The organism is Streptomyces cinereoruber (assembly GCF_009299385.1).
Lineage (GTDB): Bacteria > Actinomycetota > Actinomycetes > Streptomycetales > Streptomycetaceae > Streptomyces > Streptomyces bikiniensis.
The window spans coordinates 5,512,024-5,533,562 of sequence record NZ_CP023693.1 but is presented as its reverse complement, the minus strand read 5'-3'; the positions used below and the strand labels follow the sequence as shown (position 1 = coordinate 5,533,562).

Below are 21,539 nucleotides of genomic sequence, written 5' to 3'. Positions count from 1 at the left end.
GCGACGGTCGGCTATCGGTCCCCGAAGATCGTGCGGTGCCAGTCCTTCGCGGCGACCGCGGTGTTGTCGTACATCACGTGCTTGACCTGCGTGTACTCCTCGAAGGAGTACACCGACATGTCCTTTCCGTAGCCCGAGGCCCGGGTTCCCCCGTGGGGCATCTCGCTGATGATCGGGATGTGGTCGTTGACCCAGACGCAGCCGGCCTTGATCTCCCGGGTGGCCCGTCCCGTCCGGTAGACGTCGCGGCTCCAGGCGGAGGCGGCGAGGCCGTAGGGGGTGTCGTTGGCGAGCTCGATGCCCTCGTCGTCGGTGTCGAAGGGCAGGGCCACCAGGACCGGGCCGAAGATCTCCGACTGCACGACCTCGCTGTCCTGCGCGGCGCCGGTGATCAGGGTCGGTCGATAGTACGCACCGTCCTTGAGGTCCCCGCCGGGGGCTTCGCCGCCGGTGACGACGGTGGCGTAGCCGCGGGCGCGGTCGACGAAGCCGGCGACCCGGTCGCGCTGGGCGTGGCTGATCAGCGGGCCGAGGTCGGTGTCCGGGGCGAAGGGGTCGCCGAGCCGTACGGACTCCATGAGTTCGGCGACGCGGGCGGTGAAGGCGTCGAAGAGGGGGCGCTGGACGTACGCGCGCGTGGCGGCGGTGCAGTCCTGGCCGCTGTTGATGAGGGAGGCGGCGACGGCGCCGTGGGCGGCGGCCTCCAGGTCGGCGTCGTCGAAGACGACGAAGGGGGCCTTGCCGCCGAGTTCGAGGTGGAGGCGCTTGACGGTGGCGGTGGCGATCTCGGCGACCCGCTTGCCGACGGGGGTGGAGCCGGTGAAGGAGGTCATGACGACGTCGGGGTGGCCGACGAGGTGTTCGCCGACGGTCCGGCCGGCGCCGTTGACGATGTTGATCACGCCGTCGGGGATGCCGGCGTCGGTCGCGGCCTGCGCGAACATCAGGGAGGTGAGCGGGGTGAGCTCGGCGGGCTTCAGGACGATCGTGTTGCCGGCGGCGACCGCCGGGAGGATCTTCCAGGCGGCCATCTGGAGGGGGTAGTTCCAGGGGGCGATGGAGCCGACGACGCCGAGGGGCTCGCGCCGCACGTAGGAGGTGTGGTCGCCGGAGTACTCGGCGGCGGCCTGGCCCTGGAGGTGGCGGGCGGCCCCGGCGAAGAAGGCGGTGTTGTCGACCGTGCCGGGCACGTCGAACTCGGTGGTGAGCTTCAGCGGCTTGCCGCACTGGAGGGATTCGACGCGGGCGAAGTCCTCGGCCCGCTCGGCGAGGACGCCCGCGAAGCGGTGCAGGGCGTCGGAGCGCTCGCCGGGGGTGGCGCCCGCCCAGCCCGGGAAGGCGGCCTTGGCGGCGGCCACGGCCGCGTCCACGTCGGCGGTGGAGGCGAGTGCGTACGTGTACACGGTCTCGCCGGTCGCCGGGTCGATCACGTGGTGGTCCCGGCCGGACGTTCCGGGGCGGAGCCTTCCGCCGATGTACTGTGCGCCGTCCGCGAAGCGGTCCGTCACCTGGAAGCGGTTGCCCATGACGCTCTCCGTTGTCCCAGCTCGAATTGAGTGCCGATCCTGACAGAGGGACGACCACCCAACAAGTGATTCCGTTGTTGCCTTTTGGTTACGCGACGGATTCGGTCGACCATGTGTCGAGGTCGCCGGAAAATCTCCGTACGGAGTGTCCGTGGCGGATGCCAGACTCGCATGCATGAGCGCGATCGAGCAGCTGACACAGCAGGTCAGCAGGGGTGACGGGGTGAAGTGGCTGCACTTCTGGGGTCACCGTCCGCATCCGGACGGACACCTCTCGGCGAGCTGTCTGAGCCAGTGGTGGCCGTCCCCCTTCACGGTCGGGGGGACGTCCTACGCGACCGCCGAGCACTGGATGATGGCCGCCAAGGCGCGGCTCTTCGGGGACGCGGACGCCGAGCGGGCCGCGCTGACCGCCCCCACCCCCGCCGAGGCCAAGAAGGCGGGCCGTCTCGTGCGCGGCTTCGACGACGCGGTGTGGGAGCGGGAGCGGTTCGGGATCGTGGTGGAGGGCAGCGTCCACAAGTTCTCCTCGAACGGGGCCCTGCGCGCGTACCTGCTCGGCACCGGCGACCGGGTCCTGGTGGAGGCCAGTCCGGTGGACCGGATCTGGGGCATCGGGCTCGCCGCGACCGACCCCGGCGCCCACGACCCGGCGCGCTGGCGCGGCCTCAACCTGCTGGGCTTCGCGCTCATGGAGGCGCGGGAGCGGCTGCGGGGCGTGTGAAGCCGTGCGTCGTGCCTCATGCGGAAGGGCCCCGCACCGGATGTCCGGTGCGGGGCCCTTTCGTGTGCGTACGGCGCCTCAGCGGGTGGTCTCCAGGACCAGGGAGGAGGCGAACGGGTCGTCCTCGTAGCCGCCGGAGTCCTCGAAGGACGAGGGGTCCTGGGCGATCGCCCAGATGACGAAGCCGAGGAAGACCGCGCTGACCACGGTGCCGATGGCACCGAGGACGATGCCGGCGACCGCCATCCCCCGGTTCGTCGCCTCGCCCCGGCCCGCCTTCTTCACCCCGATGATGCCGAAGATCAGGGCCAGGACGCCGAGGATCACCCCCAGGCCGTACAGGCAGAAGCCCGCGACCGCGACGATGCCGAGCACCAGCGCGGCCGTGCCCATGCCGTTGGAGGGGGACTGCTGCCAGCCGGGCTGGCCGCCGTACCCCGACCCCGGATAGCCGGGGTAGCCGTACCCGGAGGTCGTCAGGGGCGCCGAGGCGGCCGGGGACGGGTAGCCGTAGCTCCCGACGGTGTCGGCCGGATAGCCGTACGCGCCGGGCGCCGCCGCCGGGCCGCCGGGCGCGACCGGGGGCGGCGGGACGTCGCCGGGGCCGGGCCCGATCGGCATGGACGTGACGGTCTGCTGGTCGTGCACCGGCGGGGGCGACGGGGCCGCCGGCTTGCTCAGTTCCACCCCGTCGCGGTTCGGCGGAGCCCACGGGTCCGCCGGGTCGTAGCCGCCCGGCTGCTGGTCTCGGTTGTCAGACATGGGCCTCCCCCATCGTGGTCACGTCATGCTACGGCCTCACCCCTGCGGGGGAACCGTCCGGCCTACGATGACCCGATGACCGATCTGCACCCCTTCATCGCGGGCCTCCCCAAGGCCGAGCTGCACGTCCACCACGTGGGCTCCGCCTCGCCCCGGATCGTCGCCGAGCTCGCGGCCCGCCACCCGGACTCCAAGGTCCCCACGGACCCGGAGGCCCTGGCCGACTACTTCACGTTCACCGACTTCGCGCACTTCATCGACGTCTACCTGTCGGTGGTCGACCTGGTCCGCACCCCCGAGGACGTCCGGCTGCTGACCTTCGAGGTCGCCCGGGACATGGCCCGGCAGAACATCCGCTACGCCGAGCTGACCATCACCCCCTACTCCTCCACCCGCCGCGGCATCGACGAGAACGCCTTCATGGAGGCGATCGAGGACGCCCGCAAGGCGGCAGAGGCCGAGTTCGGCACGGTCCTGCGCTGGTGCTTCGACATCCCCGGCGAGGCCGGGCTCGAATCCGCCGAGGAGACCGCGCGGCTCGCCACCACCGAGGGGCTGCGCCCGGAGGGCCTGGTCTCCTTCGGCCTCGGCGGCCCGGAGATCGGGGTGCCGCGCCCCCAGTTCAAGCCGTACTTCGACCGGGCCCGGGCGGCCGGCCTGCGCTCCGTCCCGCACGCGGGCGAGACGACCGGCCCGGAGACCGTCTGGGACGCGATCCGCGACCTGGGCGCCGAGCGCATCGGGCACGGCACCAGCTCGGTGCGGGACCCGGAGCTCCTGGCGTACCTGGCCGAGCACCGGATCGCCCTGGAGGTCTGCCCGACCTCCAACATCGCCACCCGGGCCGTCGCCACCCTGGACGAGCACCCGATCCGGAAGATGGTGGACGCGGGGGTCCTGGTCACCGTCAACAGCGACGACCCGCCGATGTTCGGCACCGACCTGAACAACGAGTACGCGGTCGCCGCCCGGCTCCTCGACCTGGACGAGCGCGGCCTCGCCGCCCTCGCGAAGAACGCGGTGGAGGCCTCCTTCCTGGACGAGGCCGGCAAGGCCCGGATCGCCGCCGAGATCGACGCGTACACCGACGCCTGGCCGGCCCGCTGACGACACGGGCGGTCGTCCGCGTCGGCGCGTGACCGGCGCACCGGCGACACGGAAGGCCATCGGGGCCGGCGCACCGGCGACACCGGCGGTCGTCCCCCGCCACAATGGCCCCATGCGATCCGTCACTGTCGTAGGGCACCGCGGCGACCCGTACCGCTTCCGCGAGAACACGCTCCGTTCGATCTCCTCGGCGATCGAACGGGGCGCGGACGCGGTCGAGGTGGACGTCCGGCTGACGAAGGACGGGGTGCCGGTCCTCCTCCACGACGACACCCTCAAGCGCCTCTGGGGCCCGGACCGGGCGCTCTCCGCGCTCACGCACGCGCAGGTGGAGGAGGTGACGGCGGGCGGGGTGCCGACCCTGCGGGAGGCGCTGCTCGCCGCCGGGGACCACCGGCTGATGCTGGACCTGCCGGGCGGGAACGAGCACTCGGTCCGGAAGATCGTCGGCACGGTCCGCGAGTGCGGGGCCGGGGAGCGGGTCCACTACTGCGCCGGAACCGTCGCCATGCTCCAGGTGCGGGCCGCCGACCCGGCCGCCGAGATCGCCCTGACCTGGAACTCGCTCGCCCCGCCCCGGCCGGTGCTCCTCGACGCCGTGCGCCCGCGCTGGCTCAACTACCGCTTCGGCCTGGTGAGTCGGGAGCTGGCCGAGCGGGTGCACCGGGACGGGCTGCTCCTGTCGGCCTGGACGGCGGACACGAAGCGCACGATGCGTAAGCTGATCATGAACGGGGCGGACGCGATCACCACGAACCGCGTCGACGCCCTCGCCGCCGTCCTGCGAGAGGACTCCTGAGGTGAACGACAGCGTGAACGACCGCGTGAACGACCGCATCCGCACCGACATCGCCCACAACGCCCGCGTGTGGAACTACTGGCTGGGCGGCAAGGACAACTACCCGGTGGACCGCGCGGTCGGCGCGCAGGTCACCGGCTTCTACCCGAGCATCGGCGAAGTGGCGCGCGCGGACCGGGCGTTCCTCGGCCGGGCGGTGACCCATCTGGCCGCCGAGGAGGGCGTCCGGCAGTTCCTGGACATCGGCACCGGCCTGCCGACCGCCGACAACACCCACGAGGTGGCGCAGCGGGTCGCCCCCGAGACCCGGGTCGTCTACGTCGACAACGACCCGATCGTCCTCACCCACGCCCGCGCGCTCCTGACGAGCGCCCCGGAGGGCGTCACCGAGTACGTCGACGCCGACGCGCACGGCCCCGAGCGCATCCTGACGGCGGCCTCGGCCACCCTGGACCTGTCCCGCCCGGTCGCGGTGATGATGCTCGGCATCCTCAACTTCGTGATGGACACCGACGAGGCCCGCTCGATCGTGCGGACCCTGATGGACACCGTCCCCTCCGGCAGCTTCCTCGTCCTCACCCACCCCACCCTGGATCCGGAGCTCGGCGGCGAGGGCAACAAGGCCGCGATGGCGTTCTGGAACGAGAACGCGACCCCGCCGATCACCGCCCGCACCCGCGCCGAGTTCACCTCCTTCCTGGACGGCCTCGACCTCCTCGCCCCCGGCATCGTCTCCTGCTCCCGCTGGCGCTCCGAGGAGGGCGACGTGGTGGCGCAGTTCGGCGCGGTGGGCCGCAAGCCGTAATGGGCGTACGGGGGGACGTGCGCGACGGCCGGGAGCGGGCGCGGGCCTGGGCCGCGGACCACCCGCGGGCGGTGGACGCCGGGATCGCGCTCCTGGTCCAGGCGGCGGTGACGATGCCGTTCGTGGTGCCGCGCCCGCCCGGGTCCGAACCGGCGACCTGGCCGGCGTACGGGCTGATGACGCTCACCGTGCTGCCGCTGGTCTGGCGCAGGCGCGCGCCGCTGGGCGTGCTGCTCGCGATCCTGGCGACGAGCGTCCTCTACCGGGTCGCGGTGGAGGGGCCGGGGCAGCCTCTGCCGTACACCGGGCTCGTCGCCGTCTACACGATCGCCGCGCTCTCGCCCGCGGGGAAGCGGCTCTTCACGGCGGGGCTGCTGGTGGTCGCGGTGCCGGTGTCGGTGTGGCTCAACACCCGGTCGGCGCGCGAACTGACCTTCTCGCTCTTCGTGTTCGCCGCCGCCTACGTCTTCGGACGGCTCACGGACGCCCGGCAGCGCGCGCAGCGGGTCGAGGCCGAGCGGGCCGCGGCGCGCGAACGGGCCAGGATCGCCCGGGAGATGCACGACGTCCTGTCGCACGCGGTGAGCCTGATGGTCGTGCAGGCGGAGGCCGGCCCGGTGGCGGTGCGCACGGCGCCGGAGCGGGCCGAGGCCGCCTTCGAGGCGATCTCGGCGACCGGCCGCGACGCGATGGACCAGCTGCGGCGGATGCTGGGGGTGCTGCGCGAGGGCGACGGGACGGCGGCCCCGCGCGGGCCCCAGCCGGACATCGCCGCGATCCCGGCACTCGTGGAGCGGGTGCGGGCGGGCGGCCTGGACGTGGACTACACGACGGAGGGCGGGGTACGGGCGCTGCCCGCGGCGACCGGCGCGAGCGTCTACCGGATCGTGCAGGAGGCGCTGACGAACGTGGTCCGGCACGCGGGCGCCCGCACCGCCGGCGTACGGCTCGCCCACGCGGACGGCGTCCTGCGGGTCACGGTCACCGACGACGGGCGCGGCGCGCGGCCGGGCTCCGGCGGGCACGGCCTGGTGGGAATCCGGGAGCGGGCCGCCGCGCACGGCGGGACGGCGGAGACGGGCCCCGGCCCGGACGGCAGGGGTTTCGAGGTGCGGGTCCTGCTGCCCGTGCCGGCGGCGGAGGCGGGGACGTGACGGTCCGGGTGGTGGTCGCGGACGACCAGGAGCTGGTCCGCAGCGGTTTCGCGATGATCCTGGACGCGCAGCCGGACATCGAGGTGGTGGCGGAGGCCGGGGACGGGGCGGAGGCCGTCGAGGCGGTCCGCCGGCTCTCCCCCGACGTGGCGCTGCTCGACATCCGGATGCCCCGGACGGACGGCATCGAGGCCTGCCGGACGATCTGCGCGGAGTCCGGCTGCCGGACGGTGATGCTGACGACCTTCGACACCGACGCGTACGTGTACGAGGCGCTGCACGCGGGCGCGAGCGGCTTCCTGCTCAAGGACGTGCGGCGGGACGACCTGGTGCACGCGGTCCGGGTGGTGGCTGCGGGCGACTCGCTGCTCGCGCCGTCGGTGGCCCGGCGCCTGGTGGAGCAGTACACGGCGGGCGGCCCGCGCCGGGCGGCCCCCGATCCGCGCCTGGACGTCCTCACGGCCCGGGAGCGCGAGACGCTGCTGCTGCTCGCGCGGGGCCTGTCCAACGCGGAGATCGCGGCGGAGCTGGTCGTCAGCGACCACACGGTGAAGACCCACGTGGGCAACGTCCTCGCGAAGCTGGGCCTGCGGGACCGGATCCAGGCGGTGATCTGCGCGTACGAGACGGGTCTGGTCACGGCGGGGCCGCCCCGCCTTTGAGGGCCCCGGGCCCCGGGCGGCCCGGCTCCGAGCGGCCCCGGCCTCTCCCCCGCGTGGGGGAGACGGAGGGACGGCCCTCCCCCGTGTCGGCGAGAGGGGCGCTCTCGGAGGACCGCCCGTGCGGGCGATCCCCGGAGCGGCCCCGGTCCGCAGGATGGAGGTGTCGAGAACGACGGCCCCCGTCCACGGAGTTGACCATCATGCGCACATCCACCCGCACCCTGCTCGCCGCCGCCCTGGTCCTGGGCGTCGCCGTCGGTCCGGTCCTCGGCCCGGCCGTGGCGGCGCAGCCGGCCGCGACCGCCCGCCCCGCGCGGGAGGCCGACCTCGCGAAGACGATGGCGGCGGCGATCGCGGGCCTCCCCCGCGCCGACGCGACGGCCGCGCTCGTCCGGGTCGGCGGCACCGCCGGCACCTGGCGGGGGAGTTCGGGCGTCCGCGATCTGGAGTCGGGCGCTCCGGCGGACCCGGCCGCCCGCTTCCGGGCCGGGTCGGTGACGAAGGTGTTCACGGCGGCGACCGTCCTCCGGCTCGTCGCCGAGCGCCGGATCGACCTGGACCGTCCGGCCCGCGCGTACCTGCCGGACCTGATCCCCGCCCGCTACGCAGGGGTGACGGTCCGGCAGCTCCTGAACCACACCCACGGCATCCCGGCCCCCGACCTCCCGGGCGAGACGGTGGAGGAGTGGTACGAGCACCGCTTCGACGTACACACCCCCGAGGAGCTGGTCCGCTCGGCGACGGCGAAGCCGCGCGAGTTCCGGCCGGGGACCCGGCAGCACTACCTGAACATCGGCTACACGATCGCCGGGCTGATCGTGGAGCGGGTCACGGGCGACTCGTACGAGCGCCAGGTGGAACGTCGGATCCTGCGCCCGCTCGGTCTGGAGGACACGTACCTGCCGGGCGGGGCGGCCGGGATCACCGGCCCGTACAACCACGGCTACCAGACGATGCGGCTCGGCGACGGCACCACCGGCCTCCGGGACGTCTCGGTGTGGGGGACGTCGGACGCCTGGGCGGCCGGGGACCTCGTCTCGACCACGGCGGACCTGGAGCGGTTCACCCGGGCGCTGTTCGCGGGCCGGGTGGTGCGCGGGCCGCTCCTGGAGGAGATGTTCACGCTGCCGGAGGTGACGGACCTGGAGACCGGCGCCCCGGCCGCGTACTCCGTCGGCCTGTCGATGAAGCGGCTGGGCGGGCGCGAGGTGTGGGGGAAGACCGGGGGCCGCTGGGGGTACAACGCGGCGATCGGCTCGACCCGGGACGGCTCCCGGACCCTCGTCTACAGCGTCAACTCCACCGACGCCAAGGGCCAGGACACGAACCCGACGGCGCTGAGGGTGATGGTGGCGGCGTACGGCCTGCCGGACTGACCGCCGGGGCGCGCGGCCGGCGGCCGTCAGGCGGCGGGTACGGCCTCCGGGGCCGCCGCCGCAGTCGTGGCGGCCTCCAGGCGCTTGATCAGCCGGCGCACGAGGAGCAGCGGCAGGATGCCGAAGACGCCGAAGGACATGTCGACGACCGACCACCAGAAGGGGATGTCGCGGATCGGGCCGCAGATCAGGGCGAGCGGGATGATGCCGACGCAGGCGATCATGCCGAACTCGACGACCCAGACGTTGCGGACGGGGTCGCGCCAGACGCCGTAGAAGGCGACGGCGATGACGAGGTGGGCGAAGGCCAGCCAGTCGTTGCCGTAGAGGAGGTAGGGGGCGTCCCGGTCGGCGTCCTCCAGGCCTCCCCGGACCCGGTGGATCCATTCGGCGAGGCCGGGGAGGGCGTCGGCGACGGGGGCGGCCCAGCTGGTCAGCGCGGAGTCCAGGAGGCGGAGTTCGGTGACGAGCGGGAAGGCGGTGAGTCCGCTCAGGACCAGACAGACGACGAAGAGGGCCAGCCAGATGCGGATGCGCTTGAGAAGGGCTCTCGGCCCGTTCGTGTCGCTCATGGGGTCAGCGTACGCCCGCCCTGAACGCGTTCAAAAGCCGGGGTGCCGTTTTTTGGAACGCGTTCAAAACGCGCGGGCCAGCCGCCTTCCCACCCCGTGCGCGACCACGGTCGCCCCCGCCGCGAGCGCGAGCCCCGCCACCGCGTCCCGGGCCCTGGCCGGCCGCAGCACCCCGGCGCGGCGCAGCCGGCCGCGCGCCCACAGGGAGAAGGGGATCACCACGAGCGGCGAGGTGACCGAGCCGGGCGTCCGGCCGCGCACGGCCGCCGCCTGCGCGAGGTGGACGAGGCCGTGCAGCCCGAAGCCGTCGACCGCGCCCTGGTAGAAGGCGGACCGCCCGCCGGAGCGCGCCCCGGCCACGGCGGCTGCGCCGACGATCACGCCCATCACCCCCACGGCCGCGGCGAATTCGCGCTCGTCGACCTTCTCCGCCGCCCGCCACACCCCCTCCGGCACCCCGGGGAAGCGCTCGCGCAGGGCGGGCAGGTTCTCCCGGAGCCAGCGCGGCCCGTACGCGAGCTCCTCGGCGTCGTGCACGGCCCAGGCGAGGAACAGGCCGTACGTGGCAAGGGAGTTGAGGCGTGAGTCCGTCATACCGGGACCAACTCACAGGCCCACGATCGAGTTCCACTTCTTGGCGAAGGTCAGTCGCTCCTCGGCGGTGACGTCCCGGGCGATGGCGAGCCGGCTCCGCATGGCGGAGTCGGGGAAGATCAGCGGGTCCTCGGCGAGGGCGGCCAGCTCCTCGTCGCCGGAGTCCGCGAGGACCTGCTGCGCGGCCGGTACGGGGCAGACATAGTTGACCCAGGCGGCGAGTTCGGCGGCGACCTCGGGGTCGTAGTAGTGGTCGACCAGCTTCTCGGCGTTGGCCTTGTGCCGGGCGAGGTTGGGGACCATGAGGGACTCGGCCCAGAGTTCGGCGCCCTCCTCGGGGACGACGAACTCGATGTCGGGGTTGTCGGCCCGGAGCTGGATGACGTCCCCGGAGTACGCCTGGCAGGCCAGGACGTCGCCGGAGGAGAGGTCCTTGATGTAGTCGTTGCCGGTGAAGCGGCGGATGTGCTCGGCGCGGACGAGCCGCTCGGTCTGCTCGCACACGGTGTGGAAGTCGTCGGCGGTCCAGCGGGTGACGTCGACGCCGTTGCCCAGCATCAGCAGGGCGAAGGACTCGTCGAGCCCGGACAGCAGGGTGACCTTCCCGCGCAGGTCGTCGGCCCACAGCTCCTTCACGGAGCGCAGCTCCCGGCCCAGCTTCCGGCGGTTGTACGCGATGCCGGTGATGCCGGACTGCCAGGGCACGGTGTGCAGCCGGCCGGGGTCGAAGGCGGGCGAGCGCAGCTGCGGGTCGAGGTGCGCGGCGACGTTCGGCTGGGCGGCGCGGTCCATCTCCTGGACCCAGCCGAGGCGGACGAAGCGGGCGGCCATCCAGTCGCTGAGGACGATCAGGTCCCGGCCGGTCTCCTGGTGGTTCATCAGGGAGGGGCTGATCTTGCCGAAGAACTCGTCGTTGTCGTTGATCTCCTCGGTGTAGCGGACGGATATCCCGGTCCGCTTCCGGAAGGCGTCCAGGGTGGGGCGCTTCGACTCGTCGTCCTCGTCGGTGTCGATGTAGAGCGGCCAGTTGGCGAAGTCGAGGATCCGGTCGCGGACCGAGAGGTCCCGGGCGGCGGCCCGGTCGCCCTCCTCCACGAAGGCGGCGGGCACCCCGCACCCGGCGAGCAGGGCGGCGGCCCCGGCACCGCCCATGCCGCGCAGCAGGGACCGGCGGGACATGTTCTTCCTGGCTGTCGCTCTCATCCGGGCAGCATCCCGGCCGGCCGCCGCCCGCGGCAATGGACGGTCCGTGCGGGCGGTACGCCGCGGCCCCGACACCCTGTCGAGCGGGATGCCGGGGCCGTGTGACGCGAGGGGGGATCAGCCGAGCGAGGTCATGACGTGCTTGATCCGGGTGTAGTCCTCGAAGCCGTAGCCCGAGAGGTCCTTGCCGTAGCCGGACTTCTTGAAGCCGCCGTGGGGCATCTCGGCGACCAGCGGGATGTGGGTGTTGATCCACACGCAGCCGAAGTCGAGCGCCTTGGACATGCGCATCGCGCGCGCGTGGTCCTTGGTCCAGACGGAGGAGGCGAGGGCGTACTCGACGCCGTTGGCGTACTCCAGGGCCTGGGCCTCGTCCGCGAAGGACTGGACGGTGATGACCGGGCCGAAGACCTCGTTCTGGATGATCTCGTCGTCCTGCTTGAGGCCGGAGACGACGGTCGGGGCGTAGAAGTAGCCCTTGTCGCCGACGCGCTGACCGCCGGCCTCGACCTTGGCGTGGGCCGGGAGGCGGTCGATGAAGCCGGAGACCTGCTTCAGCTGGTTGGCGTTGTTGAGCGGGCCGTACAGCACGTCCTCGTCGTCCGGCTGCCCGGTCTTGGTCGCGGCGGCGGCCTTGGCGAGCGCGGAGACGAACTCGTCGTGGATGGACTCGTGGACGAGGACGCGGGTGGCGGCCGTGCAGTCCTGGCCGGCGTTGAAGAAGCCGGCCATGGAGATGTCCTCGACGGCCTTGTCGATGTCGGTGTCCTCGAAGACCACGACGGGGGCCTTGCCGCCCAGCTCCAGGTGGACGCGCTTGACGTCCTTGGCGGCCGACTCGGCGACCTGCATGCCGGCGCGGACGGAGCCGGTGATGGAGGCCATGGCGGGGGTCGGGTGCTCGACCATCGCGCGGCCGGTGTCGCGGTCGCCGCAGACGACGTTGAAGACGCCCTTGGGGACGATCTGCCCGATGATCTCGGCCATCAGGACGGTCGACGCGGGGGTCGTGTCCGAGGGCTTGAGGACGACGGTGTTGCCCGCGGCGAGGGCCGGGGCGAACTTCCAGACGGCCATCATCATCGGGTAGTTCCACGGCGCGACCTGGGCGCAGACGCCGACGGGCTCGCGGCGGACGATGGAGGTCAGGCCCTCCATGTACTCGCCGGCCGAGCGGCCTTCGAGGAGCCGGGCGGCACCCGCGAAGAAGCGGATCTGGTCCACCATCGGCGGGATCTCCTCGCTCGCGGTGAGGGCGACCGGCTTGCCGGTGTTCTCGACCTCGGCGGCGATCAGGTCCTCGGCGCGCTCCTCGAAGGCGTCCGCGATCTTGAGAAGTACCTTCTGGCGCTCGGCCGGGGTGCTGTCGCGCCAGGCGGGGAAGGCGGCCGCGGCGGCCTCCATGGCGGCGTCGACGTCGGCCTGGCCGGAGAGCGGGGAGGTGGCGTACACCTCGCCGGTGGCCGGGTTGATCACGTCGATCGTGCGGCCGTCGGCCGCGTCGCGGAACTCCCCGTTGATGTAGTTACGCAGCCGGCGCAGCTCGGTGGTCACTTGCCACCCCTCCTGTCACGTTCTGACTTCGCACGTCCTCGTGCGCTGTCCCGATGGGTGAGACACCCCAGCCTAATCGTTCGGCTGACGCTTTCAACAGGCCCGACCCTCCACAACTTCGGATTCAGTGAGATCGGGAGCCCGACACAACGAATTACATCGCTCCGGGGTTGCAAGACCGACGAGTCTCGGTGCACAGTGAGGTGTGGCCAGTCGAAGCGCAGACTCCAGAACCGGAACCGGTTCGTCCCCGACGATCGACGCCGTCTCCCTGGCGATCATCGAACAGCTCCAGGAGGACGGTCGCCGTCCCTACGCGGCGATCGGCAAGGCCGTCGGCCTCTCCGAAGCCGCCGTGCGGCAGCGCGTCCAGAAGCTGCTTGACCAGGGCGTCATGCAGATCGTCGCCGTCACCGACCCGCTCACCGTGGGTTTCCGGCGGCAGGCGATGGTCGGCATCAACGTCGAGGGTGACCTTGATCCGGTTGCGGAAGCGCTGACGGGCATGGCCGAATGCGAGTACGTGGTGATGACCGCGGGCTCCTTCGACCTCATGGTGGAGATCGTCTGCGAGGACGACGACCACCTGCTGGATGTGATCAACAAGCGCATCCGCACCCTCCCCGGCGTGCGCTCCACCGAGAGCTTCGTCTACCTCAAGCTCAAGAAGCAGACCTATATGTGGGGAACCCGATAGCCGTGAGCAAGGACCTCTCCAAGACCGCCTACGACCACCTGTGGATGCACTTCACCCGCATGTCGTCGTACGAGAACTCGCCCGTCCCCACCATCGTGCGGGGCGAGGGCACCTACATCTTCGACGACAAGGGCAAGCGCTACCTCGACGGTCTCGCGGGCCTCTTCGTGGTCAACGCCGGACACGGCCGCCAGGAGCTGGCCGAGGTCGCGTATAAGCAGGCCCAGGAGCTCGCGTTCTTCCCCGTGTGGTCGTACGCGCACCCCAAGGCCGTCGAGCTGGCCGAGCGCCTCGCGGACTACGCCCCGGGCGACCTGAACAAGGTCTTCTTCACCACCGGTGGCGGAGAGGCCGTCGAGACCGCCTGGAAGCTCGCCAAGCAGTACTTCAAGCTGCAGGGCAAGCACACCAAGTACAAGGTCATCTCGCGCGCGGTCGCCTACCACGGCACCCCGCAGGGCGCCCTGTCCATCACCGGTCTGCCGGCCCTCAAGGCCCCCTTCGAGCCGCTGGTCCCCGGCGCGCACAAGGTGCCGAACACCAACATCTACCGCGCCCCGATCCACGGCGACGACCCCGAGGCCTTCGGCCGCTGGGCCGCCGACCAGATCGAGCAGCAGATCCTCTTCGAGGGCCCCGAGACCGTCGCCGCCGTCTTCCTGGAGCCGGTGCAGAACGCCGGCGGCTGCTTCCCGCCGCCGCCCGGGTACTTCCAGCGGGTCCGCGAGATCTGCGACCAGTACGACGTGCTCCTCGTCTCCGACGAGACGATCTGCGCCTTCGGCCGCCTCGGCACGATGTTCGCCTGTGACAAGTTCGGCTACGTCCCGGACATGATCACCTGCGCCAAGGGCATGACCTCGGGCTACTCCCCGATCGGCGCCTGCATCGTCTCGGACCGCATCGCGGAGCCGTTCTACAAGGGCGACAACACCTTCCTGCACGGCTACACCTTCGGCGGCCACCCGGTGTCGTCGGCGGTCGCCATCGCCAACCTCGACATCTTCGACAAGGAGGGCCTCAACCAGCACGTCCTGGACAACGAGGACGCCTTCTTCTCGACGCTGAAGAAGCTGCACGACCTGCCGATCGTCGGCGACGTCCGCGGCAACGGCTACTTCTACGGCATCGAGCTCGTCAAGGACAAGGTCACCAAGGAGTCCTTCACGGACGAGGAGACCGAGCGCGTCCTGTACGGCTTCCTCTCCAAGGCCCTCTTCGACAACGGCCTGTACTGCCGTGCCGACGACCGCGGCGACCCGGTCATCCAGCTGGCCCCGCCGCTGATCGCCGACCAGGGCACCTTCGACGAGATCGAGGGAATCCTGCGCTCGGTGCTCACCGAGGCGTGGACCAAGCTCTAGCGGGACCTCACGCCGCCCTCACGGCGTGACGCCACGGCCCGGGCCTGCCCGCCATCCGAGTGGATGGCGGCGGCCCGGGCCGTGTGCTGTCCCTACGAACCGATCCGAATACTTACGGTGCCGAGTGACCGACAGGCCCGTCCTTCGTTCACCCGTACGGGGGAAACCCCCCGCCGTACGGGGGACACAGATCGGATCGACAGAGGTGTACGCGATGGCCCCACCGGACAACGACGTGCTCTGGGCGCGTTCCCTGCACTGCTCCCTGGGCGGCTCGGAGGCCCTCAGCGGCGTCTCCCTCGGCGTCCGCGAGGGCGAGATCCTCGCCGTGACCGGCCCGCGGGGCAGCGGCAAGACCACCCTGCTGCGCTGCCTCTCCGGCCGGCTCGTCCCCCAGGAGGGCGAGGTCTGGTTCAACAGCGGCCCCGTGCACACCCTGAGCCCCGCCCAGCGCGAACGGCTCCGCCGCGAGCGCTTCGGCTGGATCGGCCCCGAACCCGGGCTCGTCCCCGAACTCACCGGCTGGGAGAACACCGCCCTGCCCCTGCTGCTGCGCGGGGCCCCCCGCCGCGCCGCGAAGACCACCGCCCTGGAGTGGCTGGACCGGCTCGACGCCGGGGCCTGCGCCCGCAAGCGCCCCCGCGCCCTCACCCAGTCGCAGCGCCAGCGGATCTCGATCGCCCGCGCCCTCGTCACCACTCCCCCGGTGCTCTTCGCCGACGAACCCACCGCCACCCTGCACCGCGCCGACGGCGCCCAGGTGCTGCGCACCCTGACGGCCGCCGCCCGCTCGCACGGCATCACCATGGTCCTCGCCACCCACGACGCCGAGGTCGCGGCGCTCGCCGACCGCGCGGTCGCGCTCCTCGACGGGCGCCGGGCCGGCGCCGTGTCCCCGGCGACCGGGGCGGAGGGCGTCGCCGCGTGCTCGCTCTCCGTCTGACCCGGGGCACCCACCCCCTCGTCCTGGCGCGCCGGCTGCTCGTCGCCGCCGCGTCCGCCGGGGTGGGCTTCCTCCTGCTCTGCACCCTCGGCCACGCCCTCGGACACCCGGAACAGGCCCCGGCCTCGACGCTCCGGCTCCTCTGGTGCGTCCTGCCGCTCGCCGCCACCGTCCAGTTCGCCGTCGCCGTGGCCCGGACCGACCCCAGCACCCGGCCGCGCCCCGGGCTCTCCGCGATCGGCCTCGGCCCGGCCCGGCTCGCCCTGCTCGCCGCCGCCTCGACGGCCGTCACCTGCGCGCTCGGCTCGGCGGTCGCGCTCCTGCTCTACCTGCACCTGCGCGGCGACCTCACCGGCCTGCCCTTCGACGGGGCGGCCGCCGGGCTGCTCGCCGGCGACCAGCCGGTGCCGCTCGCCGCCGTCCTCACCCTGCTCGCCGTCGTCCCCGTGACCGCCGCCGCGGCCGCGGCCCTGGCCCTGCGCCCGCGCCCCGCGCCACCCGTGTCCTCCGAGGCCTCCGAGGCCTCCGGTGAGGACGAGACCATGCCGTCCGGCCTCCCGTGGGGCGTCGCCCTGATCGCGGTCGGCCTCGCCGTCGAGACGTACGCGGGCCGGGGCGGCGGCGGGGACGGCCTCCCGCTGCCGGGCCGCTTCGACGGCAGCCCGGCGGCCGTCCTGGCCGGCTGGGTCCTCACCGCGATCGGCCTCGCGACGGCGGGCCCCGCCCTCGTCCACGGCTGCGGCCGCCTCCTCCAGACGGCCCGCCCCGGCGCCGTCCGGCTGCTCGCGGGCCGCGTCCTGATGACCGAGTCCCGCCGCGTCGGCCGACCGCTCGGCGTGGTCTGCGCGGTGCTCTCCGGCCTGCTCGCGGCGGCCTCCCTGTACGGGTCGGACACCGGCTCCGACGCCTTCGGACCGCTCACCGGCCTGGGCGCCACCCTGATCCTGGCCTGCACCTGCGCCACGCTCCTGACCGCGGCCCTGGAGTCCCGGCAGGGCCGCGCCGCCGTCACCGAGGCCCTCCTCGACGCCGGCGCCCCGCCCACGGCCCTGCGCACGGCGGCCCTCCTGCGCGCCGGGGTCCTGCTCGCCGTCTTCCTGCCGCTGACGTGGGCGGTGGGGGAACTGGCGGCGCTGCCCCTCAAGGGCTGACGGAGGAGCGGTCCGGCTCCGCCGCGCGACGGAGCCGGACCCGCCCACGGGCCGACGCCACCGGGCCGGGCCACCGCGAGGCTCGGGACATGACACCGAAGAAGCTCATGGCCGCGTGGCCGTCCTGGGCCGACCGCGCCGCCCTCGTCTGGTCCCTGCTGTACGCGGCGGGCGCGGCCCTCGCCGCCCTCACCGGTCCCGCGTTCGGCTACGCGCTCCTCGGGAAGGCGACCGGCACCGCCCCCGAGGCGACCGCGGCCGTCCTGTACGGAGCCGCCGCCGCCCTCGCGTACGCGCTGCTCCGCCGCCCGGCCGCACGGCGGCTGTCGGCGGCGGCGTGGCCGGTCGTCGCGCTCTGTCTGACCTCGGGCTTCCCCGCCCTCCTGAGCCCGCTCCACCTGCTGTCCTTCCTCTCCCGGAACCAGCCGCCGGTCGACCCGGCGGCCCTGGCCAACCAGGCGTTCGCCGTCCTCGGCGCGGTGCTGTGGGGGTGCGCGGCCCTCGCCCGCCGCCGCCGGGTCCTCGGCCTCTGCCCGCACTGCGGCGGGCGCTCCACCGCCCCGCCCGGACCCGTCCGCACCCGCGCCGGGCTGGTCGCGGTCACCGCCTTCGTCCCGTACACCGTCCTGAAGACGGCCTGGGCGCTGGGCCTCACCGTCGGGTACACCGGCACCGGCCGCCCGGGCGCCGACCCCGCATACACCAGCGACTTCGGCCTGTGGCTGTACGACCACGGGGTCGACGTCACGGCGGTCCTCGCCGTCCTCGGGATGCTCCTCGCGCTCGCGCTGACCCGCCCCTGGGGCCGGCGGCTGCCCCGGCTGCCGCTGCTCGCCCTCGGTTGGGCCGGGGCGGGCGCGCTCGCCCCGTTCGGCGCGTTCCTGGCCGCGCTCGGCGTCCTGTCCTGGACGGGGGCGATCGGCACCGGGCCCGCCGACCACGCCCCCTGGGTGCCCGTCGTCGCCTACGGCGGCTTCTCCTGCTACGGCCTGGCCCTGGGCCGGGCGACCCTCGTCCGGCAGCGGTCGGGACGGGCGGCGTGCGGGCGGTGCCGGACCGGGGTCCCCCCGCTCACTTCCGCCAGAACAGGTGGTGCGTGACCGTGCCTCCCGGGCTGGGCACGACGTCGCGGTGGTAGCGGTCGAGGAGTTCGTCGGGCGACTCCCAGAGCCGCGAGCCGCCGCCGAGCGCCACCGGCGAGACCGCGACGTGCAGGGTGTCGACCAGGCCTGCGTCGAGGAACGCGCGGATGGTGGCGGCCCCGCCGCCGAGCCGCACGTCCTTGCCGTCCGCCGCCTCCCGCGCCGTCGCGAGGGCGGTGGCCGGGTCGGCGTCGAGGAAGTGGAACGTGGTGTCGCCGAGCGCGAACGAGGGGCGCGGGTGGTGGGTCAGGACGAACACCGGGGTGTGGAACGGCGGCTCGTCGCCCCACCAGCCGCGCCACTCGTGGTCCCGCCAGGGCCCGCGCTGGGGCCCGAACTTGTTGCGGCCCATGATCTCGGCGCCGATGTTCCGCCCGTAGTCCCGCGTCAGGTAGTCGTCGAGGCCCCGGCTGCCGCCGGGGTCGGTGCGCCGGGGCCAGCTCGCCGTGGCACCGGCCCAGGCGAACATCGCCTCCGGGTCCGCGTGCCCGAAGGGCCGTTCGAGGGTCTGGCCCTCCCCGGCACCGTACCCGTCGGACGAGACGTTGAAGTTCTGGACTCTGAGCAGCTGCTGGGCCATGGGTTCCTCCGGTGCGGGACCTGCGGGACGTACGGGCGGCGAAGGCACCGTACGTACGGAGGACTCCCCCGGCGGGCGGAACTCATCGGTCCGGCCCGCGCCCTACGGCGTGTCGTCGCCGAGCACCACCACGTCCTCCGGCCGGAAGGCGAGCCCCGTCTCCGTGCCCTCCCCGGGCGCGTCCCGCAGCGGGAGTTCGGCCTCCAGGGGCGGGCCGTCGGCCGGCCGGAGCCGTACGACGACGTGGCTGCCCCGGAAGGTCCGCGACTCCACCGTCCAGGCGGGCGCGCCCCCGGCCGCCGGGACCGGCCGCACCCCGCCGGGGCGGACCAGGAGCCGCCGCTCGCCCTGCGGGGAGCCGTCCGGCACCGGGACCTTCCCCCAGGCGGTCTCCGCGACCGTCCCGGTGACCCGGGCGGGCACCACGTTGTCGAAGCCGAGGAAGCGGGCGACGAACTCGGAGGCCGGGCGGCGCCACACCTCGACGGGCGTCCCCGACTGGGCGATCCGCCCGTCCCGCATGACCACGACCCGGTCGGCGAGCGCGAAGGCCTCGCCCTGGTCGTGGGTGACGGCGAGGACCGTCGTCCCGAGCCGCCCGAAGAGTTCCCGCAGCTCCACGACGAGCCGTTCCCGCAGGCCCCGGTCGAGCTGGCCGAGCGGTTCGTCCAGCATGAGGAGCCGGGGTCGGGGCGCGAGCGCCCGGGCGAGCGCGACCCGCTGCTGCTCGCCGCCGGAGAGCGCGGCGACGGACCGCCGCTCGGCGCCCGGCAGGCCGACGAGGTCGAGCAGCTCCCGCACCCGCTCCGCCCGCTCGGCCTTGCCGTCGCCCCGCATCCGCAGGCCGAAGGCGACGTTGCCGCCGACGTCCCGCTGCGGGAAGAGCTGGTGGTCCTGGAACATCAGGCCGACGCCCCGCCGGTGCGTCGGCACCCCGGCCTGGTCGGCGCCGTCGAGGAGCACCCGGCCGCCGTCGAGCACCTGGAGGCCCGCGACGGCCCGCAGCAGCGTGGACTTGCCGCTGCCGCTGGGCCCGAGCACGCACACGGTCTCGTGGTCGGCGACCTCCAGGTCCACGGCGTCGAGCACGGCCCGCGCCCCGAACCGTACGGTCGCCCCGTCGAGTCTCAGCATCAGAACTCCCCGGAGGTCCGGTCGGTGCGGAGCCGTTCGAGCAGCAGCAGGGACACCGCGCACACCACCATCAGAATCGTCGAGAGGGCCATCGCCTGGCCGTAGTTGAGCTCGCCGGGCCGGCCGAGCAGCCGGGCGACCGCGACCGGCAGCGTCGGGCTGTCGGGCCGGGCGATGAAGACGGTCGCGCCGAACTCGCCGAGCGAGACGGCGAACGCGAACCCGGCCGCGATGAGCAGCGCCCGCCGCACCAGCGGCAGGTCCACCTCCCGCCAGGCCCGCCACGGCGAGGCGCCGAGCACGGCCGCCGCCTCCCGCAGCCGCTCGTCCACCGCGCGCAGGACCGGCAGCATCGTCCGGACGACGAAGGGGACGCCGACGAGGGCCTGCGCGAGGGGCACGAGGATCCAGCTCGCCCGCAGGTCGAGCGGCGGTTCGTCCAGCGTGATGAGGAAGCCGAAGCCGACGGTGACGGCGGAGACCCCCAGCGGCAGCATGAGGAGCGCGTCGAAGCCGCGGACGAGCCGCCCGGCCCGCCGGGTGAGGGCGGCCGCCGCGAGGCCGCCGATCACGACGGCGATGGCGGTGGCGGCCAGCGCGTACCGCAGCGAGTTCCCGATCGCCTCCAGGGGCGGCACCAGGAAGGTCCCGCTCTCGTCCAGCGAGCCGAGCGCCCGGTAGTAGCCGAGCCCGTACCCCCCGGGGCCGGCGAACGACCGCTCCACGAGCACCCCGAGCGGCAGCAGGATCAGCAGGGCCACCGAGAGGAGGACGCCGCCGAGCAGCGCCCACTGCCCGGCGCCGCGCGGCCGGCGCGCGGTCCGCTCCGGCGGTACGAGCCGCAGCGCGGTCTCCCGCCGCCGTACCGTCCACGCGTGCAGGGCGAGGATCGCGCCGACCGCGGCGAACTGCACGAGGGTGAGGACGGCCGCCGTCGGCAGGTCGAGCAGCCGGGCGGTCTGCCGGTAGATCTCCGCCTCCAGGGTCGTGTACGCGTCCCCGCCGAGGATCTGCACGACGCCGAAGGAGGTGAAGGTGAAGAGGAAGACCATCAGGGCCGCCGCCGACACGGCCGGGACGAGCGCGGGCAGCGTCACCGTCCGCCAGGCCGTGAGGCGCGAGGCGCCGAGGACCCGGGCGGCCTCCTCCTGGCGCGGGTCGAGTTGCGACCAGAGGCCGCCGACGGTCCGGACGACGACCGCGTAGTTGAAGAAGACGTGGGCGAGCAGGATCGCCCACACGCCGGTGTCGAGCCGCAGCCCCCACAGCTCGTCGGTGAGCCCGTTGCGTCCGACGAGGGCCAGGAACGCCGTGCCGACCAGTACGGTGGGCAGCACGAACGGCACCGTGACCACGGCCCGCAGGACGCCCTTGCCGGGGAAGTCGAAGCGGGCGAAGACGTACGCGCCGGGCAGCGCGACGAGCAGGGTGAGGCCGGTGGAGGCGAGCGCCTGCCAGGCGGTGAAGCCGAGCACGTCGAGGATGTCCGGCCGGCTCAGCGTCTCGCCGATCCGGCCGAACCGCCAGCTGCCGTCGGGCCGCAGCCCGCGGTCCACGATGGACACGACGGGCCACGCGAAGAACACCGCGAAGAACGCGACGGGCAGGGCCATGAGCCCGAGCCGCGCCGCGCTCCCGCGCGCGTCCCTCCTCCTCACCGGGCGGCCGGTCGCCGGGCGCCCGCCTGCCG

General features: G+C 73.6%; 21 protein-coding genes. 12 read left to right on the top strand and 9 right to left on the bottom strand.

Translation table 11 applies throughout. From position 1 onward, the window contains the following. Positions 1-11: 11 nt before the first annotated feature. Entirely contained in the window at positions 12-1,526 is a 1,515-nt protein-coding gene (locus tag CP977_RS25125) for a gamma-aminobutyraldehyde dehydrogenase (RefSeq protein WP_062751968.1), read from the bottom strand. Between the two features lie 175 nt (positions 1,527-1,701). On the opposite strand from CP977_RS25125, the gene CP977_RS25120 reads away from it, so the two are divergent. Further along, positions 1,702-2,250, top strand: a complete 549-nt coding sequence (locus CP977_RS25120) for an NADAR family protein (protein WP_062751969.1) — start codon at positions 1,702-1,704, stop codon at positions 2,248-2,250. 78 nt (positions 2,251-2,328) lie between these two features. On the opposite strand, the gene CP977_RS25115 is transcribed toward CP977_RS25120, so the two are convergent. After that, positions 2,329-3,012 carry a DUF4190 domain-containing protein gene (locus CP977_RS25115; RefSeq protein WP_062751970.1) on the bottom strand — a complete coding sequence of 228 codons (684 nt, stop codon included), beginning with the start codon at positions 3,010-3,012 and terminating at the stop codon, positions 2,329-2,331. 75 nt (positions 3,013-3,087) lie between these two features. On the opposite strand from CP977_RS25115, the gene CP977_RS25110 reads away from it, so the two are divergent. The 6 genes from CP977_RS25110 (at position 3,088) to CP977_RS25085 (ending at position 8,915) form a co-directional block, all read left to right on the top strand. Next, complete coding sequence (locus CP977_RS25110) at positions 3,088-4,119, top strand: adenosine deaminase (RefSeq protein ID WP_062751971.1); 1,032 nt, start codon at positions 3,088-3,090, stop codon at positions 4,117-4,119. Between the two features lie 112 nt (positions 4,120-4,231). After that, positions 4,232-4,918, top strand: coding sequence for a glycerophosphodiester phosphodiesterase (locus tag CP977_RS25105; RefSeq protein WP_062751972.1), 687 nt, complete (start codon positions 4,232-4,234; stop codon positions 4,916-4,918). A gap of 25 nt (positions 4,919-4,943) precedes the next feature. Beyond that, positions 4,944-5,723, top strand: a complete 780-nt coding sequence (locus CP977_RS25100) for an SAM-dependent methyltransferase (protein WP_152371636.1) — start codon at positions 4,944-4,946, stop codon at positions 5,721-5,723. Further along, positions 5,723-6,877, top strand: a complete 1,155-nt coding sequence (locus tag CP977_RS25095) for a sensor histidine kinase (RefSeq protein ID WP_152370846.1) — start codon at positions 5,723-5,725, stop codon at positions 6,875-6,877. Before CP977_RS25100 ends, CP977_RS25095 begins: the two co-directional genes overlap by 1 nt. Further along, complete coding sequence (locus tag CP977_RS25090) at positions 6,874-7,539, top strand: response regulator transcription factor (RefSeq protein WP_062751975.1); 666 nt, start codon at positions 6,874-6,876, stop codon at positions 7,537-7,539. The genes CP977_RS25095 and CP977_RS25090 overlap by 4 nt, the downstream gene beginning before the upstream one ends. Before the next feature lie 200 nt (positions 7,540-7,739). Then, positions 7,740-8,915, top strand: a complete 1,176-nt coding sequence (locus CP977_RS25085; protein ID WP_062751976.1) for a serine hydrolase domain-containing protein — start codon at positions 7,740-7,742, stop codon at positions 8,913-8,915. A 26-nt stretch (positions 8,916-8,941) separates the two neighbouring features. On the opposite strand, the gene CP977_RS25080 is transcribed toward CP977_RS25085, so the two are convergent. From CP977_RS25080 to CP977_RS25065, 4 genes are all read right to left on the bottom strand, one after another. Next, on the bottom strand, positions 8,942-9,487 hold the full coding sequence (locus CP977_RS25080) for a hypothetical protein (protein WP_152370845.1): 546 nt from the start codon (positions 9,485-9,487) through the stop codon (positions 8,942-8,944). 63 nt (positions 9,488-9,550) lie between these two features. Further along, entirely contained in the window at positions 9,551-10,081 is a 531-nt protein-coding gene (locus CP977_RS25075; protein WP_062751978.1) for an HXXEE domain-containing protein, read from the bottom strand. A gap of 12 nt (positions 10,082-10,093) precedes the next feature. Continuing rightward, a complete protein-coding gene (locus tag CP977_RS25070) occupies positions 10,094-11,260 on the bottom strand; it encodes a polyamine ABC transporter substrate-binding protein (protein WP_183953280.1) in 1,167 nt (388 codons plus the stop codon). A 141-nt stretch (positions 11,261-11,401) separates the two neighbouring features. Further along, on the bottom strand, positions 11,402-12,838 hold the full coding sequence (locus CP977_RS25065) for a gamma-aminobutyraldehyde dehydrogenase (protein ID WP_062751980.1): 1,437 nt from the start codon (positions 12,836-12,838) through the stop codon (positions 11,402-11,404). A 205-nt stretch (positions 12,839-13,043) separates the two neighbouring features. Here CP977_RS25065 and CP977_RS25060 point away from each other — a divergent pair, with 205 nt between their 5' ends. The 5 genes from CP977_RS25060 to CP977_RS25040 all read left to right on the top strand — a co-directional run bounded on the left by CP977_RS25060 (position 13,044) and on the right by CP977_RS25040 (position 18,093). Then, positions 13,044-13,535 (top strand): Lrp/AsnC family transcriptional regulator, encoded by a 492-nt coding sequence (locus CP977_RS25060; RefSeq protein WP_062751981.1) that lies wholly within the window; start codon positions 13,044-13,046, stop codon positions 13,533-13,535. After that, complete coding sequence (locus CP977_RS25055) at positions 13,520-14,899, top strand: aspartate aminotransferase family protein (protein WP_183953269.1); 1,380 nt, start codon at positions 13,520-13,522, stop codon at positions 14,897-14,899. Before CP977_RS25060 ends, CP977_RS25055 begins: the two co-directional genes overlap by 16 nt. Positions 14,900-15,113: 214 nt before the next feature. After that, positions 15,114-15,842 (top strand): ABC transporter ATP-binding protein, encoded by a 729-nt coding sequence (locus tag CP977_RS25050; RefSeq protein WP_109185547.1) that lies wholly within the window; start codon positions 15,114-15,116, stop codon positions 15,840-15,842. Beyond that, on the top strand, positions 15,824-16,993 hold the full coding sequence (locus tag CP977_RS25045; RefSeq protein ID WP_152370844.1) for a hypothetical protein: 1,170 nt from the start codon (positions 15,824-15,826) through the stop codon (positions 16,991-16,993). Before CP977_RS25050 ends, CP977_RS25045 begins: the two co-directional genes overlap by 19 nt. 89 nt (positions 16,994-17,082) lie before the next feature. Continuing rightward, entirely contained in the window at positions 17,083-18,093 is a 1,011-nt protein-coding gene (locus CP977_RS25040; protein WP_152370843.1) for a hypothetical protein, read from the top strand. Here the strand turns inward: CP977_RS25040 and CP977_RS25035 are convergent. The 3 genes from CP977_RS25035 to CP977_RS25025 form a co-directional block, all read right to left on the bottom strand. After that, positions 18,065-18,715: a dihydrofolate reductase family protein gene (locus CP977_RS25035; RefSeq protein WP_109185544.1), complete on the bottom strand. Its 651-nt coding sequence runs from the start codon at positions 18,713-18,715 to the stop codon at positions 18,065-18,067. The genes CP977_RS25040 and CP977_RS25035 overlap by 29 nt on opposite strands. A gap of 102 nt (positions 18,716-18,817) precedes the next feature. Further along, positions 18,818-19,849 (bottom strand): ABC transporter ATP-binding protein, encoded by a 1,032-nt coding sequence (locus CP977_RS25030; RefSeq protein ID WP_109185543.1) that lies wholly within the window; start codon positions 19,847-19,849, stop codon positions 18,818-18,820. After that, the gene (locus CP977_RS25025) at positions 19,849-21,462 is read right to left on the bottom strand and encodes an ABC transporter permease (RefSeq protein WP_062751988.1); all 1,614 of its coding nucleotides are present in this window, start codon (positions 21,460-21,462) and stop codon (positions 19,849-19,851) included. The genes CP977_RS25030 and CP977_RS25025 overlap by 1 nt, the downstream gene beginning before the upstream one ends. Between the last annotated feature and the right edge of the window lie 77 nt (positions 21,463-21,539).